General features: G+C 49.8%; 16 protein-coding genes, 2 tRNA genes and 1 pseudogene. 9 read left to right on the forward strand and 10 right to left on the reverse strand.

Features of this window, described 5'->3' with window-relative positions:
- Positions 1-17 precede the first annotated feature (17 nt).
- Positions 18-974, reverse strand: coding sequence for a nucleoside hydrolase (locus PsW64_RS12450; protein ID WP_063303796.1), 957 nt, complete (start codon positions 972-974; stop codon positions 18-20).
- A 216-nt stretch (positions 975-1,190) separates the two neighbouring features.
- Here PsW64_RS12450 and PsW64_RS12455 point away from each other — a divergent pair, with 216 nt between their 5' ends.
- Positions 1,191-2,222: a DUF2817 domain-containing protein gene (locus PsW64_RS12455; protein ID WP_082831093.1), complete on the forward strand. Its 1,032-nt coding sequence runs from the start codon at positions 1,191-1,193 to the stop codon at positions 2,220-2,222.
- Positions 2,223-2,229: 7 nt separating this feature from the next.
- On the opposite strand, the gene PsW64_RS12460 is transcribed toward PsW64_RS12455, so the two are convergent.
- The 3 genes from PsW64_RS12460 to PsW64_RS12470 all read right to left on the reverse strand — a co-directional run bounded on the left by PsW64_RS12460 (position 2,230) and on the right by PsW64_RS12470 (position 3,288).
- On the reverse strand, positions 2,230-2,961 hold the full coding sequence (locus PsW64_RS12460; protein ID WP_063303797.1) for an SDR family NAD(P)-dependent oxidoreductase: 732 nt from the start codon (positions 2,959-2,961) through the stop codon (positions 2,230-2,232).
- A 120-nt stretch (positions 2,962-3,081) separates the two neighbouring features.
- A tRNA-Gln gene (locus tag PsW64_RS12465) sits at positions 3,082-3,155 on the reverse strand.
- 59 nt (positions 3,156-3,214) lie between these two features.
- Positions 3,215-3,288: transfer RNA gene (locus tag PsW64_RS12470), tRNA-Gln, on the reverse strand.
- A gap of 551 nt (positions 3,289-3,839) precedes the next feature.
- Between PsW64_RS12470 and PsW64_RS12475 the strand changes: the two genes are divergently transcribed.
- Together PsW64_RS12475 and PsW64_RS12480 are read left to right on the forward strand one after the other, a co-directional pair.
- Complete coding sequence (locus PsW64_RS12475) at positions 3,840-5,276, forward strand: Ppx/GppA phosphatase family protein (RefSeq protein WP_063303798.1); 1,437 nt, start codon at positions 3,840-3,842, stop codon at positions 5,274-5,276.
- A complete protein-coding gene (locus PsW64_RS12480; RefSeq protein WP_057466074.1) occupies positions 5,273-5,974 on the forward strand; it encodes an RlmE family RNA methyltransferase in 702 nt (233 codons plus the stop codon). The genes PsW64_RS12475 and PsW64_RS12480 overlap by 4 nt, the downstream gene beginning before the upstream one ends.
- 32 nt (positions 5,975-6,006) lie before the next feature.
- Here PsW64_RS12480 and PsW64_RS28395 read toward each other — a convergent pair.
- A pseudogene (locus tag PsW64_RS28395) lies at positions 6,007-7,407 on the reverse strand (MFS transporter).
- A gap of 328 nt (positions 7,408-7,735) precedes the next feature.
- Here PsW64_RS28395 and guaB point away from each other — a divergent pair.
- The 3 genes from guaB to PsW64_RS12505 all read left to right on the forward strand — a co-directional run bounded on the left by guaB (position 7,736) and on the right by PsW64_RS12505 (position 10,525).
- Positions 7,736-9,238: an IMP dehydrogenase gene (gene guaB, locus PsW64_RS12490; protein ID WP_063303799.1), complete on the forward strand. Its 1,503-nt coding sequence runs from the start codon at positions 7,736-7,738 to the stop codon at positions 9,236-9,238.
- A gap of 306 nt (positions 9,239-9,544) precedes the next feature.
- On the forward strand, positions 9,545-10,114 hold the full coding sequence (locus PsW64_RS12500) for a hypothetical protein (RefSeq protein WP_152986878.1): 570 nt from the start codon (positions 9,545-9,547) through the stop codon (positions 10,112-10,114).
- A 27-nt stretch (positions 10,115-10,141) separates the two neighbouring features.
- Positions 10,142-10,525 carry a tyrosine-type recombinase/integrase gene (locus PsW64_RS12505; RefSeq protein WP_057466146.1) on the forward strand — a complete coding sequence of 128 codons (384 nt, stop codon included), beginning with the start codon at positions 10,142-10,144 and terminating at the stop codon, positions 10,523-10,525.
- Positions 10,526-10,750: 225 nt separating this feature from the next.
- Here the strand turns inward: PsW64_RS12505 and malG are convergent, their stop codons facing one another.
- The 4 genes from malG to PsW64_RS12525 form a co-directional block, all read right to left on the reverse strand.
- Positions 10,751-11,641, reverse strand: a complete 891-nt coding sequence (gene malG / locus PsW64_RS12510) for a maltose ABC transporter permease MalG (protein ID WP_063303801.1) — start codon at positions 11,639-11,641, stop codon at positions 10,751-10,753.
- Positions 11,638-13,194, reverse strand: coding sequence for a maltose ABC transporter permease MalF (gene malF / locus PsW64_RS12515; RefSeq protein WP_063303802.1), 1,557 nt, complete (start codon positions 13,192-13,194; stop codon positions 11,638-11,640). Before malF ends, malG begins: the two co-directional genes overlap by 4 nt.
- A 69-nt stretch (positions 13,195-13,263) precedes the next feature.
- The gene (malE, locus tag PsW64_RS12520) at positions 13,264-14,433 is read right to left on the reverse strand and encodes a maltose/maltodextrin ABC transporter substrate-binding protein MalE (RefSeq protein WP_063303803.1); all 1,170 of its coding nucleotides are present in this window, start codon (positions 14,431-14,433) and stop codon (positions 13,264-13,266) included.
- Positions 14,434-14,467: 34 nt separating this feature from the next.
- On the reverse strand, positions 14,468-16,096 hold the full coding sequence (locus PsW64_RS12525; RefSeq protein ID WP_063303804.1) for an alpha-glucosidase: 1,629 nt from the start codon (positions 16,094-16,096) through the stop codon (positions 14,468-14,470).
- Between the two features lie 193 nt (positions 16,097-16,289).
- On the opposite strand from PsW64_RS12525, the gene PsW64_RS12530 reads away from it, so the two are divergent.
- The 3 genes from PsW64_RS12530 (at position 16,290) to PsW64_RS12540 (ending at position 19,677) form a co-directional block, all read left to right on the forward strand.
- Complete coding sequence (locus PsW64_RS12530) at positions 16,290-17,345, forward strand: substrate-binding domain-containing protein (protein WP_063291589.1); 1,056 nt, start codon at positions 16,290-16,292, stop codon at positions 17,343-17,345.
- Positions 17,327-18,382 carry an ABC transporter ATP-binding protein gene (locus PsW64_RS12535; RefSeq protein WP_063303805.1) on the forward strand — a complete coding sequence of 352 codons (1,056 nt, stop codon included), beginning with the start codon at positions 17,327-17,329 and terminating at the stop codon, positions 18,380-18,382. The genes PsW64_RS12530 and PsW64_RS12535 overlap by 19 nt, the downstream gene beginning before the upstream one ends.
- Positions 18,383-18,495: 113 nt before the next feature.
- Positions 18,496-19,677, forward strand: coding sequence for a carbohydrate porin (locus PsW64_RS12540; protein WP_063303806.1), 1,182 nt, complete (start codon positions 18,496-18,498; stop codon positions 19,675-19,677).
- Positions 19,678-20,002: 325 nt separating this feature from the next.
- On the opposite strand, the gene PsW64_RS12545 is transcribed toward PsW64_RS12540, so the two are convergent.
- Entirely contained in the window at positions 20,003-21,382 is a 1,380-nt protein-coding gene (locus PsW64_RS12545; protein ID WP_193757794.1) for a serine hydrolase domain-containing protein, read from the reverse strand.
- Between the last annotated feature and the right edge of the window lie 132 nt (positions 21,383-21,514).

Consider the following 21,514-nt stretch of genomic DNA (forward strand, 5'->3'; position numbering starts at 1 on the left):
CTCGGCGCTTTCTAATTTTACTTATTGCTGGCGAACGTCTTCATCATGATGTCCACGAAGAGTGCCGCATTCGCGTCAAAGGCCACTTTGCAATTGGCTTGTTTGGTGCCGCGGTGGTTCTTGTCAACAATTGTACGCCCAACAGTCAGCGCACCCTGTGTTTCAATATCGACCGGGTACTCTCCCAGCGTAATCACGTCTGGCTGAATGAGGTGCGCGATACAAAGCGCATCATGCACTGGGGCGCTGTGCTCAACATCCATCTTCTGGATCTTGTCGTGAATGCCAATGCGATGGCCTGTACAAGCCGCCATTGCCTTACCAGCAGGCGTGCCCAGCTCATCAAACTGACGACATTGCGTTGCTGTCACCAGCGCTTTGTGTGTTGCATCCAGCGGCACCATGGTCAGCTTTTCAAAGCCAGCATTAAAGACTGCATAAGCAGCCTCAGGGTCAGCCCAGATGTTGAATTCCGCAGCAGGGGTCACATTACCAACATCATGACCACCACCCATGATCACGACTTCAGGAATGAGGTCTACCAACTTTGGTTCAACAGCCAGCGCTGCAGCAATGTTGGTGAGTGGCGCAACCGGAACCAGCGTGATTGGATCAGTCGCACTGCGGTAGGTCTCTACCAGATACTCAACAGCATGCTGCTTTTGTGCTTTTAAAGCGGTTACCGGCAGAGGAAGATGTTTGCCGTGGATCTTCTCGGTCAGATCGTTTTTGGTGCGGGGAGTTGGAAAGTCATTTCGTACCAGAGGCTTGTGACAACCAGCGTAAACCGGAATCTCAGGCTTGCCGATATAGTCGAGAACACGCAAGGAATTATCTGTGCAATAATGCAGCTCGGCATTCCCGTTCACAGTGGTTACGCCAATCAGGTCAAGATCTTCATGCAAAGCAGCCAACATAATGGCAACAGCATCATCCGTGCCGGTGTCCACATCTAGTATCAGTTTTCTTTTCATTATTCGCTCCCGGGAAGCTGATCGCTGCTAACTCTATGGGTGCGCAGCGGCAGCCTGATCTGAAGACGCATCATCGCAATTGATTGAAAACTTGCATGTGATGCGAGAAAAAAGAGATAAGGAACAACAGACTAGATTATTCTTTCCGGGTCAATTAGGTGTGTAATGTAACCGCCGATATATCACAGCTTCATCCCGTTATTTGAAGAGTACATAATGCCTGCAAATCCCATTTTCTCTGAGGACTATTTCCAAGCTCAACAGCGTTTCATGGACCTGGCCAGTCGACTTGGATTTGAGACAGAGATCATCCCGCACCCAACCTTCAAGAGTGAAGAGGGACCTGTGCAGATGGCTGTTGCTTTGCAAGGCAAGCCAGACAGTGAGCATGTGGTGTTCATCACCTCTGGCGTGCATGGAACAGAACTCACAGCGGGCTCTGGAATTCAGCTGGACTTGATGCAGCGCTATCTGGAGCAGCTGCCAGACAATACAAAAGTGGTCTGGGTGCATGCAGTTAATCCTGCTGGCTGCGCGATATTTACGCGGACAGATGAGAACAACGTCGACAACAATCGCAACTCCATTAGTTTTGATGGAGACCTTCCTCAAAACCCAGACTATGAGGAGCTGCACCCTGCCATTTGTGCGCCGCAGATCACAGGCGAGGAGTGGCAGGCTGCCAATGCCGAAATCAAAGCTTATACGGAAAAGAACGGGGCTGGCGCTCTGACGCAAAAAGTGTTGAAGGGGCAGTACACGGTCCCAATGGGTCTGTTCTATGGTGGGGAGGAAACCTCCTGGTCCACCAAAACCCTAAAGCAGGTCATTGTCTGTTATGGACAAGGCGCAAAACGTGCAACGATCATTGATCTGCACACTGGTGTTGGTCCCTGCGGCTTCTGTGAGGTGATGGACCTCAGTTCAAAGCCGGGTGAAGAGGCGGAGTGGAGCCTCATTGGCGGTTTCATGTGCGATACTTTGGACAGTTTGGATCTGGTGGTCCCACCAACCAAGCTGATCCTGGAGTTTGGCACAGTCCCATTTGAACAAGTGCTGGACGCTCATCGCCGAGACAACTGGTTGAAACGCAATCGGGACACTGTAGCCCCAGAGCTGGCCGCCGAAATCAGGCAGGAGCTCAAGGACGCGCTCTTTGTTGATACACAAGAGTGGTGTGAAGCACTTCTGACGCAAAGCCGCGATGTTTTTGAACAGTACGTTTTGAAAGCCGCTATCGACGCTTAATGACCGCTCAGGGTGCGATTCCAGTCCCGTCATAGGCCAGGCATTTGCCGGTTTGGGACTGATCCACCTTACTGATCACATCCAGCAACATTGCAGCGGATTGCTTTGGTTGCATCAACTGGCTTTCTTGAATGCCGCGTTGAAACGGCTTTGATAGGGAGCTATCCACCGTGCCCGGATGCACGCCAATAATCACCGAGCTTTGATGCGTGCGCTGCATCTCAATCGCAGCGCACCTGATGAGCATGTTAAGGGCTGTTTTTGAGGCCCGGTATGAATACCATCCCCCAAGATAATTATCAGAAATGCTGCCAACGCGTGCTGAAATGGCTGCAAAAACGGCCCTCTTATGCTTGGGTAACAGCGGCAGAAAGTACTTCATGATCATCGCTGGTAAGATCGTGTTCGTGCAAAACGTTTCTTCCATTCCGGCGTAGGTGAGGGCGCGGATAGTTTTCTCTGGTTTCGTGGTGGTGCTGTGAAGCTGCCCCGTGGCCACGAAAATCAGATCAAGCCCACCAGCTGCTTTAATTGCATCTGCACTGGCATTGAGCCCTTCTGGATCCTCTAATGAGAAAGTCCGACTTTCAACACGCTCATGGACTGGGATGCGCTCTAAAGAACGGGCAAAACAAAACACAGTCGCCGTGTGATAGCGATCAAGGCATTCATTGACAAAAGCAGAGCCAATCGCGCCGCTGGCACCAAAAACGGCAATCCGTTTGGGAGAAAAGGGCATGACAGGGCCTCTGCAACCGTTGAAGACGCAAGCAGTGTTCTTGAGACGCACAAAACCGTCAATTAGCGGAATATGAGAGCCGCTCAGTCAATTTGTTTAGATGTGATGTATGGAAGAATATGGCTGGGGATCCTGGACTCGAACCAGGACCGACGGAGTCAGAGTCCGCTGTTCTACCATTAAACTAATCCCCAGCAGAACAGGAGGGAAGTGTTCCCTACCTGGCAGTTGAAGCTTTTGATACGTGAATAATTGGCTGGGGATCCTGGACTCGAACCAGGACCGACGGAGTCAGAGTCCGCTGTTCTACCATTAAACTAATCCCCAGCAATAACAGCACGTTAGCTACTGCCAACCAACAAAGTGAAGCAAGCTGCTCAATTCGTCGGTGAGAGGGCTTTTAGTGTTCGGACCGGACCTTGTCAACTTGGTTCTCGTGAGTTTTAACAAAATCAGTGGGCTAAGCGGATTTCATGCCCTTCTCTTGTGAATAAGGGCATGGCTCTGCGTGTTTATGCGCAAATGTGCTCTGGCTATGGCACAGCTGTATCAACTCCGGCCACCGGCGAGCCGAACTGTAAGCCTCTGGAGTTTCCTGCAATTTGAGAGAATTCGTTTAAATTTAGGACTGTACCATTCAAATGGGGCGATTGCTGTTTGCCATGAAACTGTTACAATGTTGCCAACTTAAAATGACTTCAGTCCAGATCGCATTTAGATGCCTCAAGGACTGCACAAAGGCATAGCACTTGAAGAAAACGGGTGAGCGGTCCTCTTCGGATGGAGCGAGAACGCCCGGCGTCCCGGGAAGCTCGAAAAAGGGCAGACGGAAGCAACGCCATAGAAAGCGCCAGGGTGGTGACGCCAAAAATGCGTCTTTGCACCGCGCTGAAGCTGGTCATTCTGCTGGGATTGCGGAAGAGGCCGGTAGTTCTCGTCCTGAAGGCGCCAAGCGGCAGAGGAAAGCACGTCGCGCAAAGCCTAATCGGGCAGAAAGACGTGCGCTCCTAAACCAGAAACTACATGCGCCCGTTGTCAATATTGATCCGGGCGGCACATCAGTAGAAGTTATACAACCTGCTCCTGCACCTAAGGAGGAGGCCAAAACGCATGGGTCAGCGCAGGCCAGACAGTCAGGGCCTGTAGAGCAACAATCTCCGCGTCCTTCTCAAGGCTACAGATCTCGCGAAAGTGATGCAAACCGACGCCATCATCATGCGGATACGCGTGGTGATGGGACGCATCGTTTTCCTTCGCGCCACAGGCATCAGGCGGCAGGGTCTCAGGAACTTTATGCAGCTTTGGATCTAGGCACCAACAATTGTCGTTTGTTGATTGCCAGACCAGAGCAGCGTGGGTTTCGCGTTGTCGATGCCTACTCCAAGATTGTACGCTTGGGGGAGGGTGTCGGGCGTAACCGGAAACTCTCCGATGACGCCATTTCTCGAGCCATTGAGGCCTTGCAGGTTTGTCAGCAAAAGATTTCCGAGCGGGGCGTTCAGCGGGCACGGCTCATTGCAACCGAAGCCTGCCGGGCAGCTGAAAATGGCGAGGAGTTTGTCAGCCGTGCCAAGAAAGAAGCGGGGCTGGAGCTTGAGATCGTCAGTCAGGAGACTGAAGCACGCTTAGCTGTTGCTGGGTGCGTTTCTCTGGTCGATCCTGAGGCTGATGGTGTTCTGCTTTTCGATATTGGAGGCGGATCCTCTGAGATTGTCTGGCTCGATCTGCGCAACAGATATGGTGCGCGCGGGTATGCACTGACGCGCTTTGTCCGAACATGGACGTCTCTGCCTCTGGGTGTCGTAAATCTGGCAGAAAGACATGGCGGCGTGCACGTTACGCCAGATGTTTTTGAAGCCATGGTTGATGATGTCTCGCAAAGATTGGAGAATTTCCCTCTTGGCAATGAACTCTCCCGTGCTATAGAGCGCGGAAATGTCCATATGCTGGGAACATCCGGGACGGTGACCACATTGGCCGGGGTCCACTTGGGTCTTAAGCGCTATGACCGCCGCCGCGTTGATGGAGCATGGATGGAACAGGAAGATGTTTCAGCCATGATTAACCAGCTTTTGAATATGTCCTACCAAGAACGGGTAGAAAACCCTTGTATTGGTGAGGACCGAGCCGATTTGGTGCTAGCAGGTTGCGCAATTTTGGAAGGAATACGCCGCAGATGGCCTTGTCAGCGTTTACGTGTTGCTGACAGAGGACTGCGAGAAGGTATTTTGATGGAGATGATGGCTGCAGACAAAGTCTGGAGCAACTCCAACCATAAGCGCCGGCGCACCCCTAGAAAGGAATATAACAGATGAGCGGCAACTCAAGTGGTCGTGGATCAGGTGATCGGGGCATGTTTCAGCGCGTGAAAACTGCGCGTAAACGGTCCAACTCTTCAACGCTCTGGCTACAACGCCAGCTTAATGATCCGTACGTCCGCCGTGCCAAGGTCGATGGCTATCGCTCCAGGGCGGCCTACAAGCTGATCGAGATCAATGAGAAGCATGAAATCCTGAAGCCGGGTATGCGTGTGGTTGATTTGGGGTGTGCCCCGGGTGGTTGGTCACAGCTAACTGCGCCAATCGTCGGCTCTATGGATGATGAGCCACTGGTGGTCGGGATTGATTATCTTGAAGTTGAACCGATCCCGGGTGTTGTGATCCTTCAAAAAGACTTTCTGGATGATGATGCTCCTGATGAGTTGATGAAAGCGCTCGGCGGGCATCGTCCCGATCTGGTGATGTCAGACATGGCGGCACCGACAACAGGTCATCGTCAGACAGACCACCTGCGTACGACTTATTTGTTCGAGATCGCGATCGATTTTGCTCGTCAGAACCTGAACGAAGGCGGCGCATTCCTATCCAAGGTGTTTGCTGGAGGCGCTGAGGCAAAGCTGCTTCAGGATCTGAAAAAGGAATTTAAGTCGGTGGTGCATATCAAACCACCAGCGAGCCGCAAAGGCAGCCCTGAGATGTTCATTCTCGCCAAGGGCTACAGAGGGTCTAAATAGTTTTCAAAAAGGCTGGTTTCGACCAGCCTTTTTTAATGATGCAAATGTGCCTGTTCATCCACCTTGTTCTTTCCAAGATTGACAGGGAGGAACCAGAAAAACAGAACAGGCAGCAATGCAAACAGACCAGTGCAAACGGAAAGCCAGATAAAATCAGGCCCGGAGAGCATGGGCTCTTCTGTGATATTCTGTCGAACATGCAAAATGGCTGCAGCAAAACCAACCGCCAGTGAAATGGACAGTTGCTGAACCAGCCCTGCAAAGCTCACACCCTGATTAACAAGACATCTGGTCAGATCTGCATAGCTTGCTGTGTTAGCAGATGTGAACACAAGGCTTCGTGTGAAGCCCGTGAGCAGGATAAGGAGTGTGACTGCTGCAAGTGACTTGGTAAGCCAGACAAAGCCTACAGCCATCGTTAGAGCGGAAAGAGCAACGGTGCAGGGCAGCAGGACACCACGAAAGCCGAATGTTTTGATTAATCGGTGAGCGACCACGCGTGAAAGCAGGGCACCGATGGCAGCAGCCCCCATGAGAAGGCCGGTTGTCAAGCTATCTAAGCCCATAGGGATTTGCAGGATGAGTGGCATCACAAACGCAAAGGAAGCGACGCCGATGCGCAATGGGACAGCTGCATAGGTCGAGACACGGTAGCTGAGATTTGCAAAGAGCTTCAGGTCAATCACTGGATGGGGAGCACGCCGCGCATGCCAAATAAAGATCAGGGCGAATGATAAACTTGCCGCAAAAAGGCCAAGGGGAATAAATGCATCGCCCGCGATCTTCGTTAGATTAGCAATCCCAGCCAGGAGCGATGCGGCAGTACTTCCAAGCAGAATGAACCCTGGGAAATCGAAGGGCACCTTGTTCTTCCGCCTGTAATCGCGAAAGTAAAAGCTGCTCATTGCGCCAACGGCAATGCAAACCGGCACATTGATCAAAAAGATCTAGCGCCAATTGAGGTAGTGCACAATGATGCCGCCCAGAAAGGGTCCAAAGGCGATCCCGAATGCAGCGGGCGTGACGACCCAAACCATCGCTTGCACAAGGTTCTTCGTGCCTGCCATGCGGATGACTGTTAGGCGTCCAATCGGCATCAAAAAGGCTCCGGCAAATCCCTGAATTGCCCGGGCAATTAAAAGATGGGTCAGATTGCTTGAAAGAGCGCAAGCCACCGACATGCTCATAAACAGGAGCGCTGCACCAACGAACAATCGTTTTGAGCCGAAGCGGTCAGCTGCCCAGCCAGAAATGGGAATAAACACCGCTAATGTGAGCTGATAGAGCGATATGGTCATATGCAACGAAAGTGGATTGATTTTCAGGTCGCGGGCGATCGTGGGGATCGCAACTCCAAGCACTGTGGCGTCCAGCTGCACCAGCAAAAGCGTCATGCCAACGATCACAGTCGTCATGCGGAGGCGGTGCGGCATACTCGGAGCTTTCCGGTCTGAATTCACTCAGGGGTGTCTGTTGAGGCCTCTGAGTATCTCTGAAGGTGTCTGTTCTAGAAAGCTGACCCTAAAGGAACTCGGTCTACCAACACTCATCGGTGATACTGGCAATTTAGTAAAATCAATGGAGTGAGGCTCAAATATGCAATCCGCGGCCTGAAATTGATAAATGCCCCTTTTCAAATCGCAAAAGCCGTGGTAGTGACCCGCGTCAACTTCTCTATCTTTTCAGACAACTCTGCAGTCAAATCCACTTGAGCAGGGAGTGGGTCAGGGCGGTCTATATTCATCCGAAGGGAACTTGGCAATGCCTACATTTTACGAACCATCTTCAGGTCACGAAGCGCTGACTTTTGATGATGTTCTGCTCCTTCCAGGGCATTCTGAGATCATGCCAGCGCAGGTCGAACTGCACTCGCGAATCTCTCGCAATCTTCATTTGCATTTGCCTATCCTCTCTTCCGCAATGGACACAGTGACAGAAGCGCGCCTAGCGATTGCTATGGCACAGGCTGGTGGCCTCGGCATCATCCACAAGAACATGACACCAGAACGTCAGGCCGAAGAAGTCCGTCAGGTGAAGAAATTCGAGAGCGGCATGGTCGTCAATCCATTGGTGATTGGTCCCGATGCAACTCTGGAAGACGCTCTCAATCTGATGGAGGCGCACAAGATCTCCGGCGTGCCAGTGGTTGACAACGGTGGTCGCGGCGGTACTGCTACAGGTCGCCTCGTTGGTATTCTGACCAACCGCGACGTACGCTTTGCCTCAAACCCTGAGCAGCTGGTCTGTGAACTGATGACCCGCGACAACCTGATCACAGTGCGTGACAATGTTCGTCAGGATGAAGCCAAGCGTCTGTTGCACCAACACCGTATCGAAAAGCTTTTGGTGGTTGATGAGAACCAGTATTGTGTTGGTCTTATTACTGTAAAAGACATGGAAAAGGCACAGCTCAATCCGAATGCATCCAAGGACGGGCAGGGACGCCTTCTGTCTGGTGCTGCAACCAGCGTTGGTGAAGATGGCATGCGCCGCGCTGAGGCCCTGATTGAGGCTGATGTCGACCTTCTGGTTGTGGATACCGCGCACGGCCATTCGCAAGCAGTGATCGATCAGGTAGCTGCAATCAAGAAGCGCTTCCCGAGTGTAGAGCTGGTGGCTGGCAACGTAGCAACTCCAGCTGCAACAAAAGCGCTGATTGAAGCTGGTGCAGATGCCGTGAAGGTTGGTATCGGGCCGGGTTCTATCTGTACAACGCGCATTGTTGCTGGTGTCGGCGTTCCTCAGCTCACAGCGATCCTTGAGTGCGCAGCCGAGGCTGCTAAGGCTGACGTGCCAATCATTGCAGATGGTGGCATCAAGTTCTCCGGCGATATGGCAAAAGCATTCGCAGCAGGTGCAGGCTCCTGCATGGTGGGTTCACTACTGGCTGGTACCGAAGAAAGCCCAGGTGAGGTTTATCTGCATCAGGGGCGTTCCTACAAAGCCTATCGTGGTATGGGCTCTGTCGGTGCAATGGCACGTGGTTCCGCAGATCGTTACTTCCAGGCAGAGGTCTCTGATAAGCTGAAGCTGGTTCCAGAAGGTATTGAAGGACAGGTGCCTTACAAAGGTCCTCTCTCTTCCGTTCTGCACCAGCTCGCAGGTGGTGTTCGTGCGTCCATGGGATATGTCGGTGCGCCGAACCTGCCAGAGTACAAAGACCGCGCAACCTTCGTCCGCATCTCCGGCGCCTCCCTTCGTGAAAGCCACGCCCACGACGTCACGATTACACGCGAAAGCCCGAATTATCCGGGTGCTGTTTGATGGGTTTAGGCTGAGCTATCTCTTCTTTTAATTTGAATGGCTTGCGGTTATTTCGAGTTATATCGAAATGCCGCAAGTTTTAATGGTCATGTGACTAGCGTGTAAGTTATTCTTCGTGTTCATATAGGGGTGTGTGATTTAAGCCATCTCCATGGCAACCCGGCTCACCAACTTATATCTCAAAAATTTTAAGTATGAAGACAAACGTATCCGGCTCTCCGATTCCGTAGAGGAGGGGCTGCTCGTCACAGTTGGCGCAAAGAAAAGAACCTTTTCGGTGCTTACGTCAAAGTTGCAAGTCAGCGCTTGTATGAGACGCTGGGGTATTTCCCAGAACTCAGTGTTGATGAAGCGCGTGAGGAACTGCGCAAAATGAAAAAAGCTATGCGCGAAGGGTTAATGCATATCGAGACCCTGGATGAGCTTGCTCAGATTTACTTCAAGCGCAGAGAGGGGGAGGTCGCAAACACTACCCTGGCAAAGTACAAATCTGATTGGAAAAACAAGTTTAAGGACTGGTACAACTTAAGCCCGGCAGCGTTGACAGTCGATAGGTGTCGCATGAAGTTTGGACTGCTTTCTGAGAAGCATGGCCCGATCGCAGCAAATACTGCGGCGATCACAAGCCAGGTAATAATCAACTGGTCGATCTCCCAGGGTTTGCTCCCTCTTTCGTTTGCTAATCCTTGGCTCCACGTAACGAGGAGTCCTCGTAAGCCGCGAACACGGTTTATGAGTTCAGAGGAGCAGAGCAAGTATTGGAATGGGCTGGAAGAGGTTCAGGCCGGTGGGCGGCATTGGATCATGGGTCTCCATGCTCTGCGCTTTCTTCTGATGACTGGCCGAAGAAAGGAAGACACGCTCAGTCTGCACTAGGACCAGCTTGACTTGGAGATGGGGGCGGTGTCACAGCCAACGAAGACCGGGGAGAAGACATTTCGACTTGCCCAAGAAGTAGTCGGTCACCTGAGAAGTATCCCTCCAGTAAAAGGCTGTGATTATGTTTTTGCTTCTTTTGGTAAGGGGAACACAGCTGTAAATGAGCATACTCTCTATGGTGCACATAATGATGTGTGCAAGAAGACTGGCATTTCTGACTTGCAAGTCCATGACCTGCGCCGCACCGTTGGATCTCATCTGCGTTTGAGTGGGGTTGATCTGGCTGATATCGCGGACATCTTAGGGCATTCTGACTTAACGACAGCGCGGCGACACTATGCGTACCTCGATAGCGCGCGGCATAGCGACAAGGCAGAGATTGTAGCAGCATTGATGCGAAAAAAATAAAGTTTCACTCTGATAGGGCTAAAGCCGGACCTTCGATCGCTTCCAACATGGGTTGAGATACCGTCACCCGAAGACTTCTACAGTAGCTCTTATGTGCGATCTAGAATTACCCAACGTGACCAATAGCTGACATTCAACGACCATCATACTCTCAGCATCTCACTTTGCTAGTCAACCACTGCTTGCCTCACCGCGGTCAACGTTTTGCTTTGAAGGCAGCATCACCTATCCCTTGACCGCACCATCGCCAAGGCCTGCGACGAGGTATTTTTGGGCTATCATGAAGACGACAGTGATTGGGAGGCCTGATAAGATGGCGGCGGCGGCGAAGTCTCCCCAGAGGTACTTGAACTCATTAAGGTAAAGCCGCGATCCTACTGCGAGTGTCAGGTTCTCTTCTGAGCGCAGCAGAATAGATGCTAAAGGGTAGTCGTTGATTATGCCAATGAACGACAGGACAAAGACGACAGCGATGATTGGGACTGCCAATGGCAGGAAGATGAAGCGGAAGGTTTGCCAGGGGGTAGCGCCGTCAACCTGCGCTGCCTTGTCCATGGCTGGGTCCAGATTATCGAAATAACCCTTAATGGTCCAAACATGTAGTGTAATCCCTGACAGATAAACCAAACCCAACGACCAATGACTATCGATACCGAGCACGGGCGATACTTCTCCGAGGCCATCAAAGATTGAGAAGAGAGCTACCAATGCTAGTGTGGCTGGAAACATCTGAATGATCAGCATGGAATCCAGCATTACCCCCGCACCTCTAAACCGAATGCGACTGAACGCGTAAGCTGAGATCGTAGAAAGAGTGACTACGCCGATAGATGCGACTAACCCGATTTTGATTGAGTTCCACATCCATAACAAAACTGGAAATGCAGGCTCAACCACTGTTCCATCTGTTCGCGTGTAATCCAACCCCAGCGCCAGTGCCCAGTGTTCGAGCGTCAAACTCTCCGGAACAATCGAACCTGTTGTGAAGTTCCCTTCACGAAAGCTAATTGATATGACCATTAAGAAGGGAAAGAGGATAAGAGCCAGAAAACTCAAAAGGAATGCATGAGCAAAGATTTTCTGCAACTGAAGTCTTCTTGAGTGCTCTACGATCATGACGCTGCCCTCTTAGCTGCTTGGCGACGCATGGCAACGAAGTTGGCGTAGGCCAATGCGGCAACAATAACAAAGATGATAAGTGTAATTGCCCCTGCTAAGCCGTATTCCTGACCGGCATTTTGGAAAGCGATGCGGTAGGTAAACGATCCAAGAATGTCCGTCTGACCTGCAGGAATGATCGTGCCCGGAATATCTGGCAGTCCGCGTGTCAGGAGAAGAACAAGCACGATATTGTTGAAGTTAAAGGCAAAGCTTGCGACTAAAAGCGGAAGGAAAGGCGGTAGAATTTGCGGAAATGTAATTTTGCGGAAAATTAGAAGGGCACTTGCTCCTTCAAGTGTTGCAGCCTTTTTGTGATCTTCTGGTACAGACTGCAAAAAGCCCATCGCGAGCAGCATCATATAAGGATAGCCAAGCCAGACATTCACGATCACGAGCATTGTTCTCGCCATGCCTCCATCTGTCATCCAACTTGGGCGGATACCAAAGAGCCCATTCAGGATCATGTTGATCTCACCAAAGTTTTGGTTGAACAGACCACGGAAAATCAGGATCGAAATGAAGGCTGGAACTGCATAGGGCAGTATCAAAAGAATGCGGTAAACTGCTTTGCCGCGAAGATGAGGCCATTGCAAAGTAACAGCCAGTGCCAAGCCTAAAATAAACGTCAACCCGACTGAAAGCAGTGCGAAAAGGCAGGTCCAGAGAAAGATAGAGAACATGGGGGCACGAATGCCCTCAGACTGAAAGATCCGCTTAAAGTTGGTAAGCCCGATATAAACTCGCCAGCCTGGAGAGACATGCTCCCCAGTCATCTCATTGGTGTAAAATCCAGTCTCAGAGTTTGGGAATAACCGTGAACCATCCAAATTTGAAATGAGCACTCCTTCAGGCGTCTCACGGAACTCCGGCATCTGGGCAGCGAACTTTCTTAGACCTGAGTTTTTGAGAATGACACCGTCTGGCAGTTGAACAGAAATCTCTCCAAGAGCTTTGCGGAGCTTGATAGTATCACGCATGCTCAACTTTTCGGTGCTCGGCATGGGGGCCGCTTCTGCTTTTACGGTGTGCTGCGTTACATTTTTCTCGAACGGTTCACTCAGGTAGCCGTTTTCTTTACCGGTAATGTAAAGTCGGTAGGTATCGCCTTGCTGCCATACACTAAAACCACGTGAGGTTTCTTGATCGACTATTTTCTTGGCAAGGTGGATTTCACGGACCCGTTCATGGCTGAGCAAGTTGAAGGAACTGAAGTTCGTGAACCCGAGGTAAACTGTGTATCCAACCGGAAAGGCGATAAAGATTAGCACCGCAGCAATTCCTGGAAGAATGAAACGATGCGCATAAAGCCGCTTGGTTGAGAACACTATCCCAAAACATACAGCAACAACCAAAACGAGAAGGCCGACGACTGGCTGGTTTCCAAGAAACAAAAGGAATGCCGAATAGAACAGCACTGTGAAAACAGCGATCAATAAACCAACAGTCAAAAGACGTTGAAATTTGAAGCCTGATATTTGGCCTGTGTTTTCGGAGCTAAGAGAGGTCATCAGAGGCAACTTTCTTTGCAGTCAAGCAATGTCGCACCAGAAGGATATCCTGGTGCGACACAGTCTTGCTTATTCTCCAAGAATGCGGGAAGCTGCGTCTTTAAGAGCTTCTTCTGGAGTTTGTTTGCCTGTTGTGATGTTGCCAAGCGCGGGTGCCATAGCCGCCCAAAATGCGCCCATTTCAGGGTTTGACGGCATCGGGACGCCGGTTGAAGCATTCTTCAAAGTGGCTGAGATTTTGTCGCTGTGCAATGCTTCACTCGCTGAGATATCCGCGAGTGCACCAAGAGCACGGTTCTTGTTCCACTCAGCAAGTCCTTCGTCAGTCAGCATGTAGTTTTCAATAAATTCACTTGCCAGGTCAGCATTTGGAGAAGCACTATTGAGAGCTACCGAATAGACGCCAATGAATGGAGGTGAAATCTTTCCGCTGACTTGCGGAATAGGTGCGACACCGATGTTCAAACCTGCTGCTTCATAAGCTTTCCAGCTCCACGGTCCATTGATGACCATTGCAACTTCGCCACGGGCCATGGCAGCATCCATCACACCGTAATCAACCCCATCCGGCATGATGCCATCAGTAAAGAGCTTCGCCAGTACTTCAGCGCCTGCAATCGCGCCCTGATTGCTCACACCTGTCTCTTTACCGTTATAAACCCCATCAACTTTTCTAAAGGAGTAGCCTCCATTTGCCATCAGCATTGGCATCGTGAAGTAGGTATTGGTGTAATCCCAGAGGATAGGCTTTACACCATCAGGCAGTTCCAAATGTGCAAACTCGGAAAAGTCTTTTGGAGGCTCTGAAATCAGATCTTTATTGTAGACCAGACCTATCGCTTCAATCGCAATCGGATATCCCCAAACCTTACCATTGAAACTCACCGCCTCCCGCGCGGTTGGAAGAACACCTGCTTTGAACTCCGATGTTGGCTCAACTGGCTGTAGTAAACCACTGGCGGCCCATTCACCAAAGCGATCATGGGCCCACATCACCAGGTCTGGCCCATCACCAGATGAAGCCGCACGTTGGAACTTGTCTGGCAACTCCGGATCAACCAGCTCTACCTTTGTAGGAACTCCCAACTCCTCGGTAAATCTGGCAGCAACCGCCTGCAACTGCTTTATGTCCTTGTCAGCTCCGATCCAGATAAGCAGTTCGCCTTCCGCAGCCGCTATGGCAGCGGTAGATGTTGTGGCAAGCATAGCTGCAACAAGTGTGGTTCTTAGTATTTTCATAGCGTCCTCCCAATTAGAAACGCGTTGTAATGCCCTATGAAATCAGCTCGAGTCCTTCCAGCCGATCAGAAATCAGGTAAGCAAATCCGTTTGGATTAAGGGTCAGTGTTTGATTAAACAGGGTTGCGCTGGATGGCCCGGATAAGCTCGCTGCGCCCTCTATTCTCAATTTTCTTGCGGTCTCAGATAGATTGAAGACGCAAGTCAGCTTTTGATCCTTGCTCATTCTGTGAAAGGCCAAAATTGGTTCCGGCAGATCAAGAAACGCGGTAGAACCTGTCAAAAGCGCGTCGTTGTTTTTTCTAAATTCAATGGTGCTGCGATAGGAATGTAAGACGCTGTCATTGGAAGCCTCTGCAGCGTCAACAGCTCCTGCAAGCTGAGGATCCTTCACGGGCAGCCAGGGTTTTGCGGAGGAGAACCCACCATGTTGCTTATTGGCCTCCCAGACCATCGGCGTACGGCAACCATCGCGACCTTTTACTGCTGGCCAAAAGCGAATGGCCTGTGCATCTGTCAGCTCATCGTAGTTAAGTGCAGTATCCTGTTGCCCGAGTTCTTCGCCCTGATAAATACCGATAGAGCCCTCAAAGGACATGAGCATCGCAATGGTCTGCTTTGCCAGCTCTTTACTCGAGCTAGCTTTTTCTTCCCAGCGAGTAACATGGCGCGGAACATCGTGGTTGGAAAAGCTCCAGCATGCTGTTCCATCTGGCGCAGCCGACCGATAAGACTTAAGCGCATTTTTGAAGTGTGAGGCGGTATAGTTGGATGATAGCAACTCGAAGGAGTAACAAAGGTGCAAACGATCTGGCCCTTTGGTGTATTCAGCCATCAAGTTAGTTGCTGCATCACCGCCGTCGCCGATTTCTCCGACCATCATGCGTCCCTCAAACTCATCAGTGAGGGTGCGCAGCTTTTTCAAAAAGTCGATGTTCTCAGGGCGGTTTTTTGAGAAAGTGTGCTCTTGCCTACCATAAACATCAGGCAGGTTATCGCGATCTGCACGGATGCTCGCAGGATTACTCCGCAATTGCTGATCATGAAAATAGTAGTTGACTGTATCAAGTCGGAACCCATCAACGCCGCGCTCCAGCCAAAACCGTAAAACGTGGAGCAATGCTTCCTGCACTTCCTCGTTATGCAGATTCAGATCTGGTTGATCTGCAAGAAAGTTATGCAGGTAGTACTGCTTTCTGCGTGGTTCCCACTCCCATGCTGAACCTCCAAACACAGACAACCAATTGTTTGGCGGCATTCCATCTGGTTGAGCATCTGCCCAGACATACCAGTCGGCTTTTGAGTTCGTCCGGCTAGCTCTGCTTTCTTCAAACCATGGGTGTTTACTGGAACTGTGAGATAGAACCTGATCAATAATAACTTTCAGTCCTAGTCCATGACTGCGGGCCACAAAGTCATCAAAGTCTTGCAGTGTTCCGAACAGAGGGTCGATGTCGTAATAGTTGCTGACGTCATAACCCATATCCGCCATAGGGGAAGTGAAGATTGGACTAAGCCAGACAGCATCAACACCAAGCGATGCGATGTGATCTAACCGAGAAGTAATCCCCTTCAGATCGCCAATGCCATCCCCATTTGTATCCTGAAAAGAGCGTGGATATACTTGATAGATAATGGCATTCCGCCACCAATTCTCGTTCATGACTACTCCGCGTTACATGCGTGTTAGCTGTTCACAGCATCAAAACCTAGCATATTTAAATACTATGCAAACGTTTTGAGTCAAGGAGGTAGGTAGTTTGCCTGCACATAAGCTGAGGCATTTTGTTCTCTCCTCATTTTCTATTTTACAAATGCAAGTTTCAGTTTAAAACGTTTTGAAAAGGATTCGAGACATGGCAACGATCAAAGACATTGCAAAAGAACTGGGAATATCGCCTGCGACCGTCTCGCGCGCTTTAAACGGCTTCCCAGAGGTGCGCGCCGAAACGCGAAAGCTGGTTCAGGAAACCGCAGCTACTCTTGGTTACAAGCCAAACCAGATAGCTCAAAAACTAGTCTCAGGGCGCTCTGGCATGGTTGGGATGATATTATCTCTCGGACCAGCACAAACATCAGCGGCCGGATTTTACGAGATCATGGCAGGGCTATCCGATCATCTGGCCGATCGTGATGTCGATCTTGTTTTTCATGCAGCGACGGCGACTGATCCTGTAGCGCCTTACCGCAGGTTCGTTTCAAAGAACACACTCGATGGGTTTATCCTGAATGCTCCAGAGGAGAACGACCCGCGAATCGCATTTTTGGAAGAGCAAAAAATCCCATTTGTCGTTCATGGGGCAACTTCAGGTGCTTCCTACGCCTTCTTTGACATCGACAACAAATCTGTTGCCGTTGATGGAACTAATCTCTTAGCAGATTTGGGGCATCGGCGGATTGCATTTCTGAATGGGCCACAGAACCATGCTTATGCAAAAGCTCGTGCAGAAGGCTATTTGGAAGTAATGGAACAAAGGGGCATAACGCCACCGGAGTTTGCCTTACAATACGGCAGCGGGGACGAAAACTATGGCTACGCCGCAAGCCTGGCCTTGCTGACGGAGCGAAGTGACCCACGCCCAACTGCTATTTTATGTGCGACAACACCGATTGCGGTTGGAGTGTATCGAGCGGCAAAAGACATAGGTCTGTCAATCCCGCAGGATGTCTCTGTTCTTGCTCACGATGACGCCATCCCACAGTTTCGCTCAATCAACTTCAATCCAACATTGTCGGTAACACGGGCTCCATTTCGTGATGCATGCGGTCCTCTTGCGCGCATTCTCTGCGATCTTTTGGATGGAACGCCAATCAAAGACCTTCAAGTTAGACAAAGAGCAGAACTGATCGTTCGGGATTCAACCAAGATGTTGCAAGAGTCTGAGAGGATACCATGGCAACCAAAGCACTAAACATCAAAAACTTGAATAAGTCCTTTGGTGAAACCCATGTGCTGAAAGATGTAAGCGTCTCTATCAATAAGGGGGATTTTCTTGTCCTTGTCGGGCCGTCAGGCTGCGGAAAATCCACCCTGTTAAATTGTATTGCAGGTCTGGAAGAGATTTCTTCTGGTACCTTAGAAATTTCTGGCCGAGATGTTGTTGCATTGCCTCCGCGAGAGCGTGATATCGCAATGGTCTTTCAAAGCTATGCGCTTTACCCAACCATGAGTATTCGAGAGAATATCGAGTTTGGGATGAAGATCCGCTCAGTTCCAAAAGAAGAAATTAATACTCAAATCCTGCGCGTCGCTTCTTTGCTTCAAATAGAACACCTTCTAGACCGTCGTCCTGGGCAGCTCTCCGGCGGGCAACGTCAACGTGTTGCGATGGGTCGTGCTTTGGTACGAGAGCCAGTACTCTTTTTGTTTGATGAGCCGCTGTCCAATTTAGATGCAAAACTAAGAATGGAGATGCGTGCGGAAATCAAGCAAATGCACGCAAAGACTGGCACAACAATTGTTTATGTCACTCATGATCAGATTGAGGCCATGACGATGGCAACCAAGATCGTCGTGATGAAGGATGGAGTAATTCAACAGGTCGGGACACCTGATGAGATCTATCGGCATCCAGTCAACACGTTTGTTGCAGACTTCATGGGTGCACCACCAATGAACCTGATCGATGTAAAGGTTGATGGCAACTCAATTCACTTTCCAGATGATCAAGTTGTTGAGGAAGTACATATTCCATTGGAGGTACAAAAAAATGGGAGAGCAAAAATTGGAATACGACCTGAAGCTTTCTCACTTGGCCAACAGCTAACTGTGAAACCTCGCATTGTTGAGCATACGGGTGCAGATCTTTTCCTGACCTTCGATATGGCAAATGAAGTTGTCACAGCTCGCTTGCCTTGGTCAACGATCGCACAGGATGAAATCGGACTGAGTATCGACCTTAATCAGCTCAGGTTCTTCTCTACGACCGACGGGACAGCAATCAACTAATTTAAAACAATAAAACAAGGAGTTACCAACCTGCGCGGTGCGCGGGACGGGAGAGGTGCGTCTGCATCACAAAAAAAGCGTTTTAAACGACGCTGGAATAACTGGAGGAAGTAATGAAAAATGCTCTGTTGGGGACTGTAGCTGCGCTCTCAGTTCTTGCAGCCACTGCTGCGCATGCGGAATTTGAATACAATCAAACCGGCTACCTGCGCATTGGAGTTGGACAAACCGAGGGCGATAAGTTCACTGCAATGCAACTAAACGGGGCTTGGAACAAGTACCGTCTTGGAAACGAGTCTGATTTTTACGGTGAGTATGGCGTAGGTGGCAAATACACCTTTGAAAATGGGAGTGCCTTGGTTGGTGGTGTTCGTGCGCATGTCGCCGGTGACAACAACGACCTGATCGTTGATGGTGAGTTTGATGCCAACGTTGCAACTCGCGAGTTCTGGTTGGGATACAAAGGTCTTGGTGAAGGCGCTCTCAGTGACAGTACAGTCTGGGTTGGCCGCCGCTTCTATAAGCGTAAGGACATTCACATCACCGACAATTACTATGAAAACTACTCTAACTGGGATGGTTTTGGTGGTGGTCTGGAAGACGTAGATCTTGGCTCCGGCAAGCTTTCTGTTGCAGCTTTTACAAATGGAGATCGCAATACTCATACTCTTGACGCTCGATTTGAAGGCATTCATCTTGGAGACGATCTAGTAGGTGAAATCGGTGCGGCTTATTCCATGACGACTGGCGATGCAACCGGTGATGATGGCGCAGCGCTTCGTCTACATTTGCAAAAGAACAACATTTTTGGCGGCTACATGAAGGCCAGTCTGATGCACGGCTTCAACGCTGCCTCTGGTTTTTCTGCAGATGGTTGGAGTGATGCGGAAGATCGCTCAATTACGCGGGCGCAGATCCATGGTCTCGCATCCATTACCGACGAAATTGAACTCTTCTACACTGCTTGGCACCAGCTCGATCGCAACAATGGGGACAACACGAACTGGTCTTCAATCGGCATTCGCCCGCAGTACAACATCAATGAAGACTTCAACCTTCAACTTGAGTTGGGATTGGACCACGTTCAAACCGAAGATGAGAGCCGCACTCTTGGTAAAACCACCTTTGCGGCGGCATACACCTTCGGTGAATCTGGTTTCTGGGCCCGCCCACAGCTACGCGCATTTGTAACATATGGCGCATGGAGCAAACCAGGCGCTGTAGGTAACACAGAGATCTTTGACGACAAAAAATCTGGTACAACCTACGGTCTTCAATTTGAAACTTGGTTCTGATGCATTGGGGCCTTAAAGGCCCCAATTACCTCTGTGACATGGCCTATAGTCTATCAGCTCCAGCGTATACCCCTGTGTCTCCACAAAACTAAGGAGTTTAGCGTCAATGACCATAAGCTGACATTTGCTTCGATGCGAGAATTTCCTAGACCTGACTAGGCTTCAACTTTGAGGTGTCCTCATCTAACTTTATACTGAAGTCAGAAAGCACGTGTTCGGTGAACTGTCTGCATAAGGAACACTCCGGTCACTTTACTCAAGTGTTGAATGGTTTAACCGTCGGTCTGTGGAAGTGCAAAATCTAAGAGAAGGAACAAAACGCTCTTTAGCTATGATCAACGAGATGTTTTGCTAGCATTGGTACGATCTCATTTCTCATTATCTTGAGTGGGTTAATTTGGCGGGAGCGGCCGAAATTTCTACTGGTGAAAACAGCGATTGTATTCAGCTCAGGTATTACAAACAGGAACTGCCCGCCGCTGCCTTGCGCCTGGAAGCTTTCGAAAAGTACATCTCCAACCTTAAAGCCATGCTTCCACCAAAGATAACCATAGTTCGGGAAGCCAAGGCGTTTTTCTGTCGTTTTTGTGTGTGTATCAGTGGAGCGAATGACCCAATCAGGCGAAACGATTTGTCTGCCCTCCCATGATCCCATGTCCAGGTAGAGCTGACCTAGCTTGCCAAGATCCCGACTTGTGAGCTGGATACGATATGGAACATCTGGTCGCCCCTCCAGACGATGGGTCCATTTATAATTCTTGATGCCCAGATGTTCAAATAAATAGACTTTAGCAAACTCGTCAAGCGGCATACCGCTTGCGTTGACGATTGCCTGTCGAAGAGCAATCTCGCCAATGCTGGAATATGAGAATTGCTGACCTGGCTTGTTTATCAATTTAAGCGAAAAAAGCTGACGAACCCAATCTTCGCCACTTTGGTACAACCTGTTTTCGTTGCCGGGAGACCGTTTGTCCCAATCATTTGCATCCAGGCCTGATTGCATTGTCAGTAAATGCTCAAGTGTAATGGTTGCTTTTGGGGGATCTGATTTGAATATGTCAGCATATTCTGGCAGATACATTGCAATGGGATCTTTCACACTTGTGAAGAACCCTTGCTGGATTGCTATGCCGACAAGAATAGAAGTTATGGACTTATTCGCGGAACGTAAATCATGTAAACTGTCAATGGTATGCTCGTAAAAATACTCTTCAACAATTACCCTGTTGTTCTTGATTAAAACAAAACTGTGTTGCCACTTGAAATCTGGATCATTCACAAAACGTTCGACAATTGTTTTCAGTCTTTGCTGACTGATGCCTTCACTCGCTGCTTCTCCGATCCACCAGCCGTCTGTTCGTATAGTTGGTAGGGTATAAGTATAAGCATAGTCGCTAAAATACGAATGCGACCGCGCTACGCTAAAGTCATACCAATAGAGGCCAAATCCGATCATGAACGCAATCATGGTTTTAGAAGAAATTAAAATCGGGGCCCAATAGTTTGAAATGGGGCGAAATAAATCCCGCCTCACCAAAGAAATCAGAAGCGTGAGCAGCACGACTCCTGCTGCATAAATCAATAAAAAACTTGCAAGATTCAAATAAGTCTGCATTCCTCTGGTCTCCGTTATCAGCGGGACCAGAAGTGTGCATATGGAAACCCCAAGAACGGTCCATACGATTGTTTTTTTGAGATCAGACATGAGCTGAAAATTCCAAAGCATGAAGCAAATTATTGCTATTCCAGAGAGGCACCCGCTTCCTGCTCAGGTTTCTCTGTAAAGTGAATGGTTGTTCAGAAAGCACTGTTTTGAGTAAGCTGAAGGGGCAAAATG

The organism is Pseudovibrio sp. W64, assembly GCF_001623145.1.
Classification (GTDB): Bacteria; Pseudomonadota; Alphaproteobacteria; order Rhizobiales; family Stappiaceae; genus Pseudovibrio.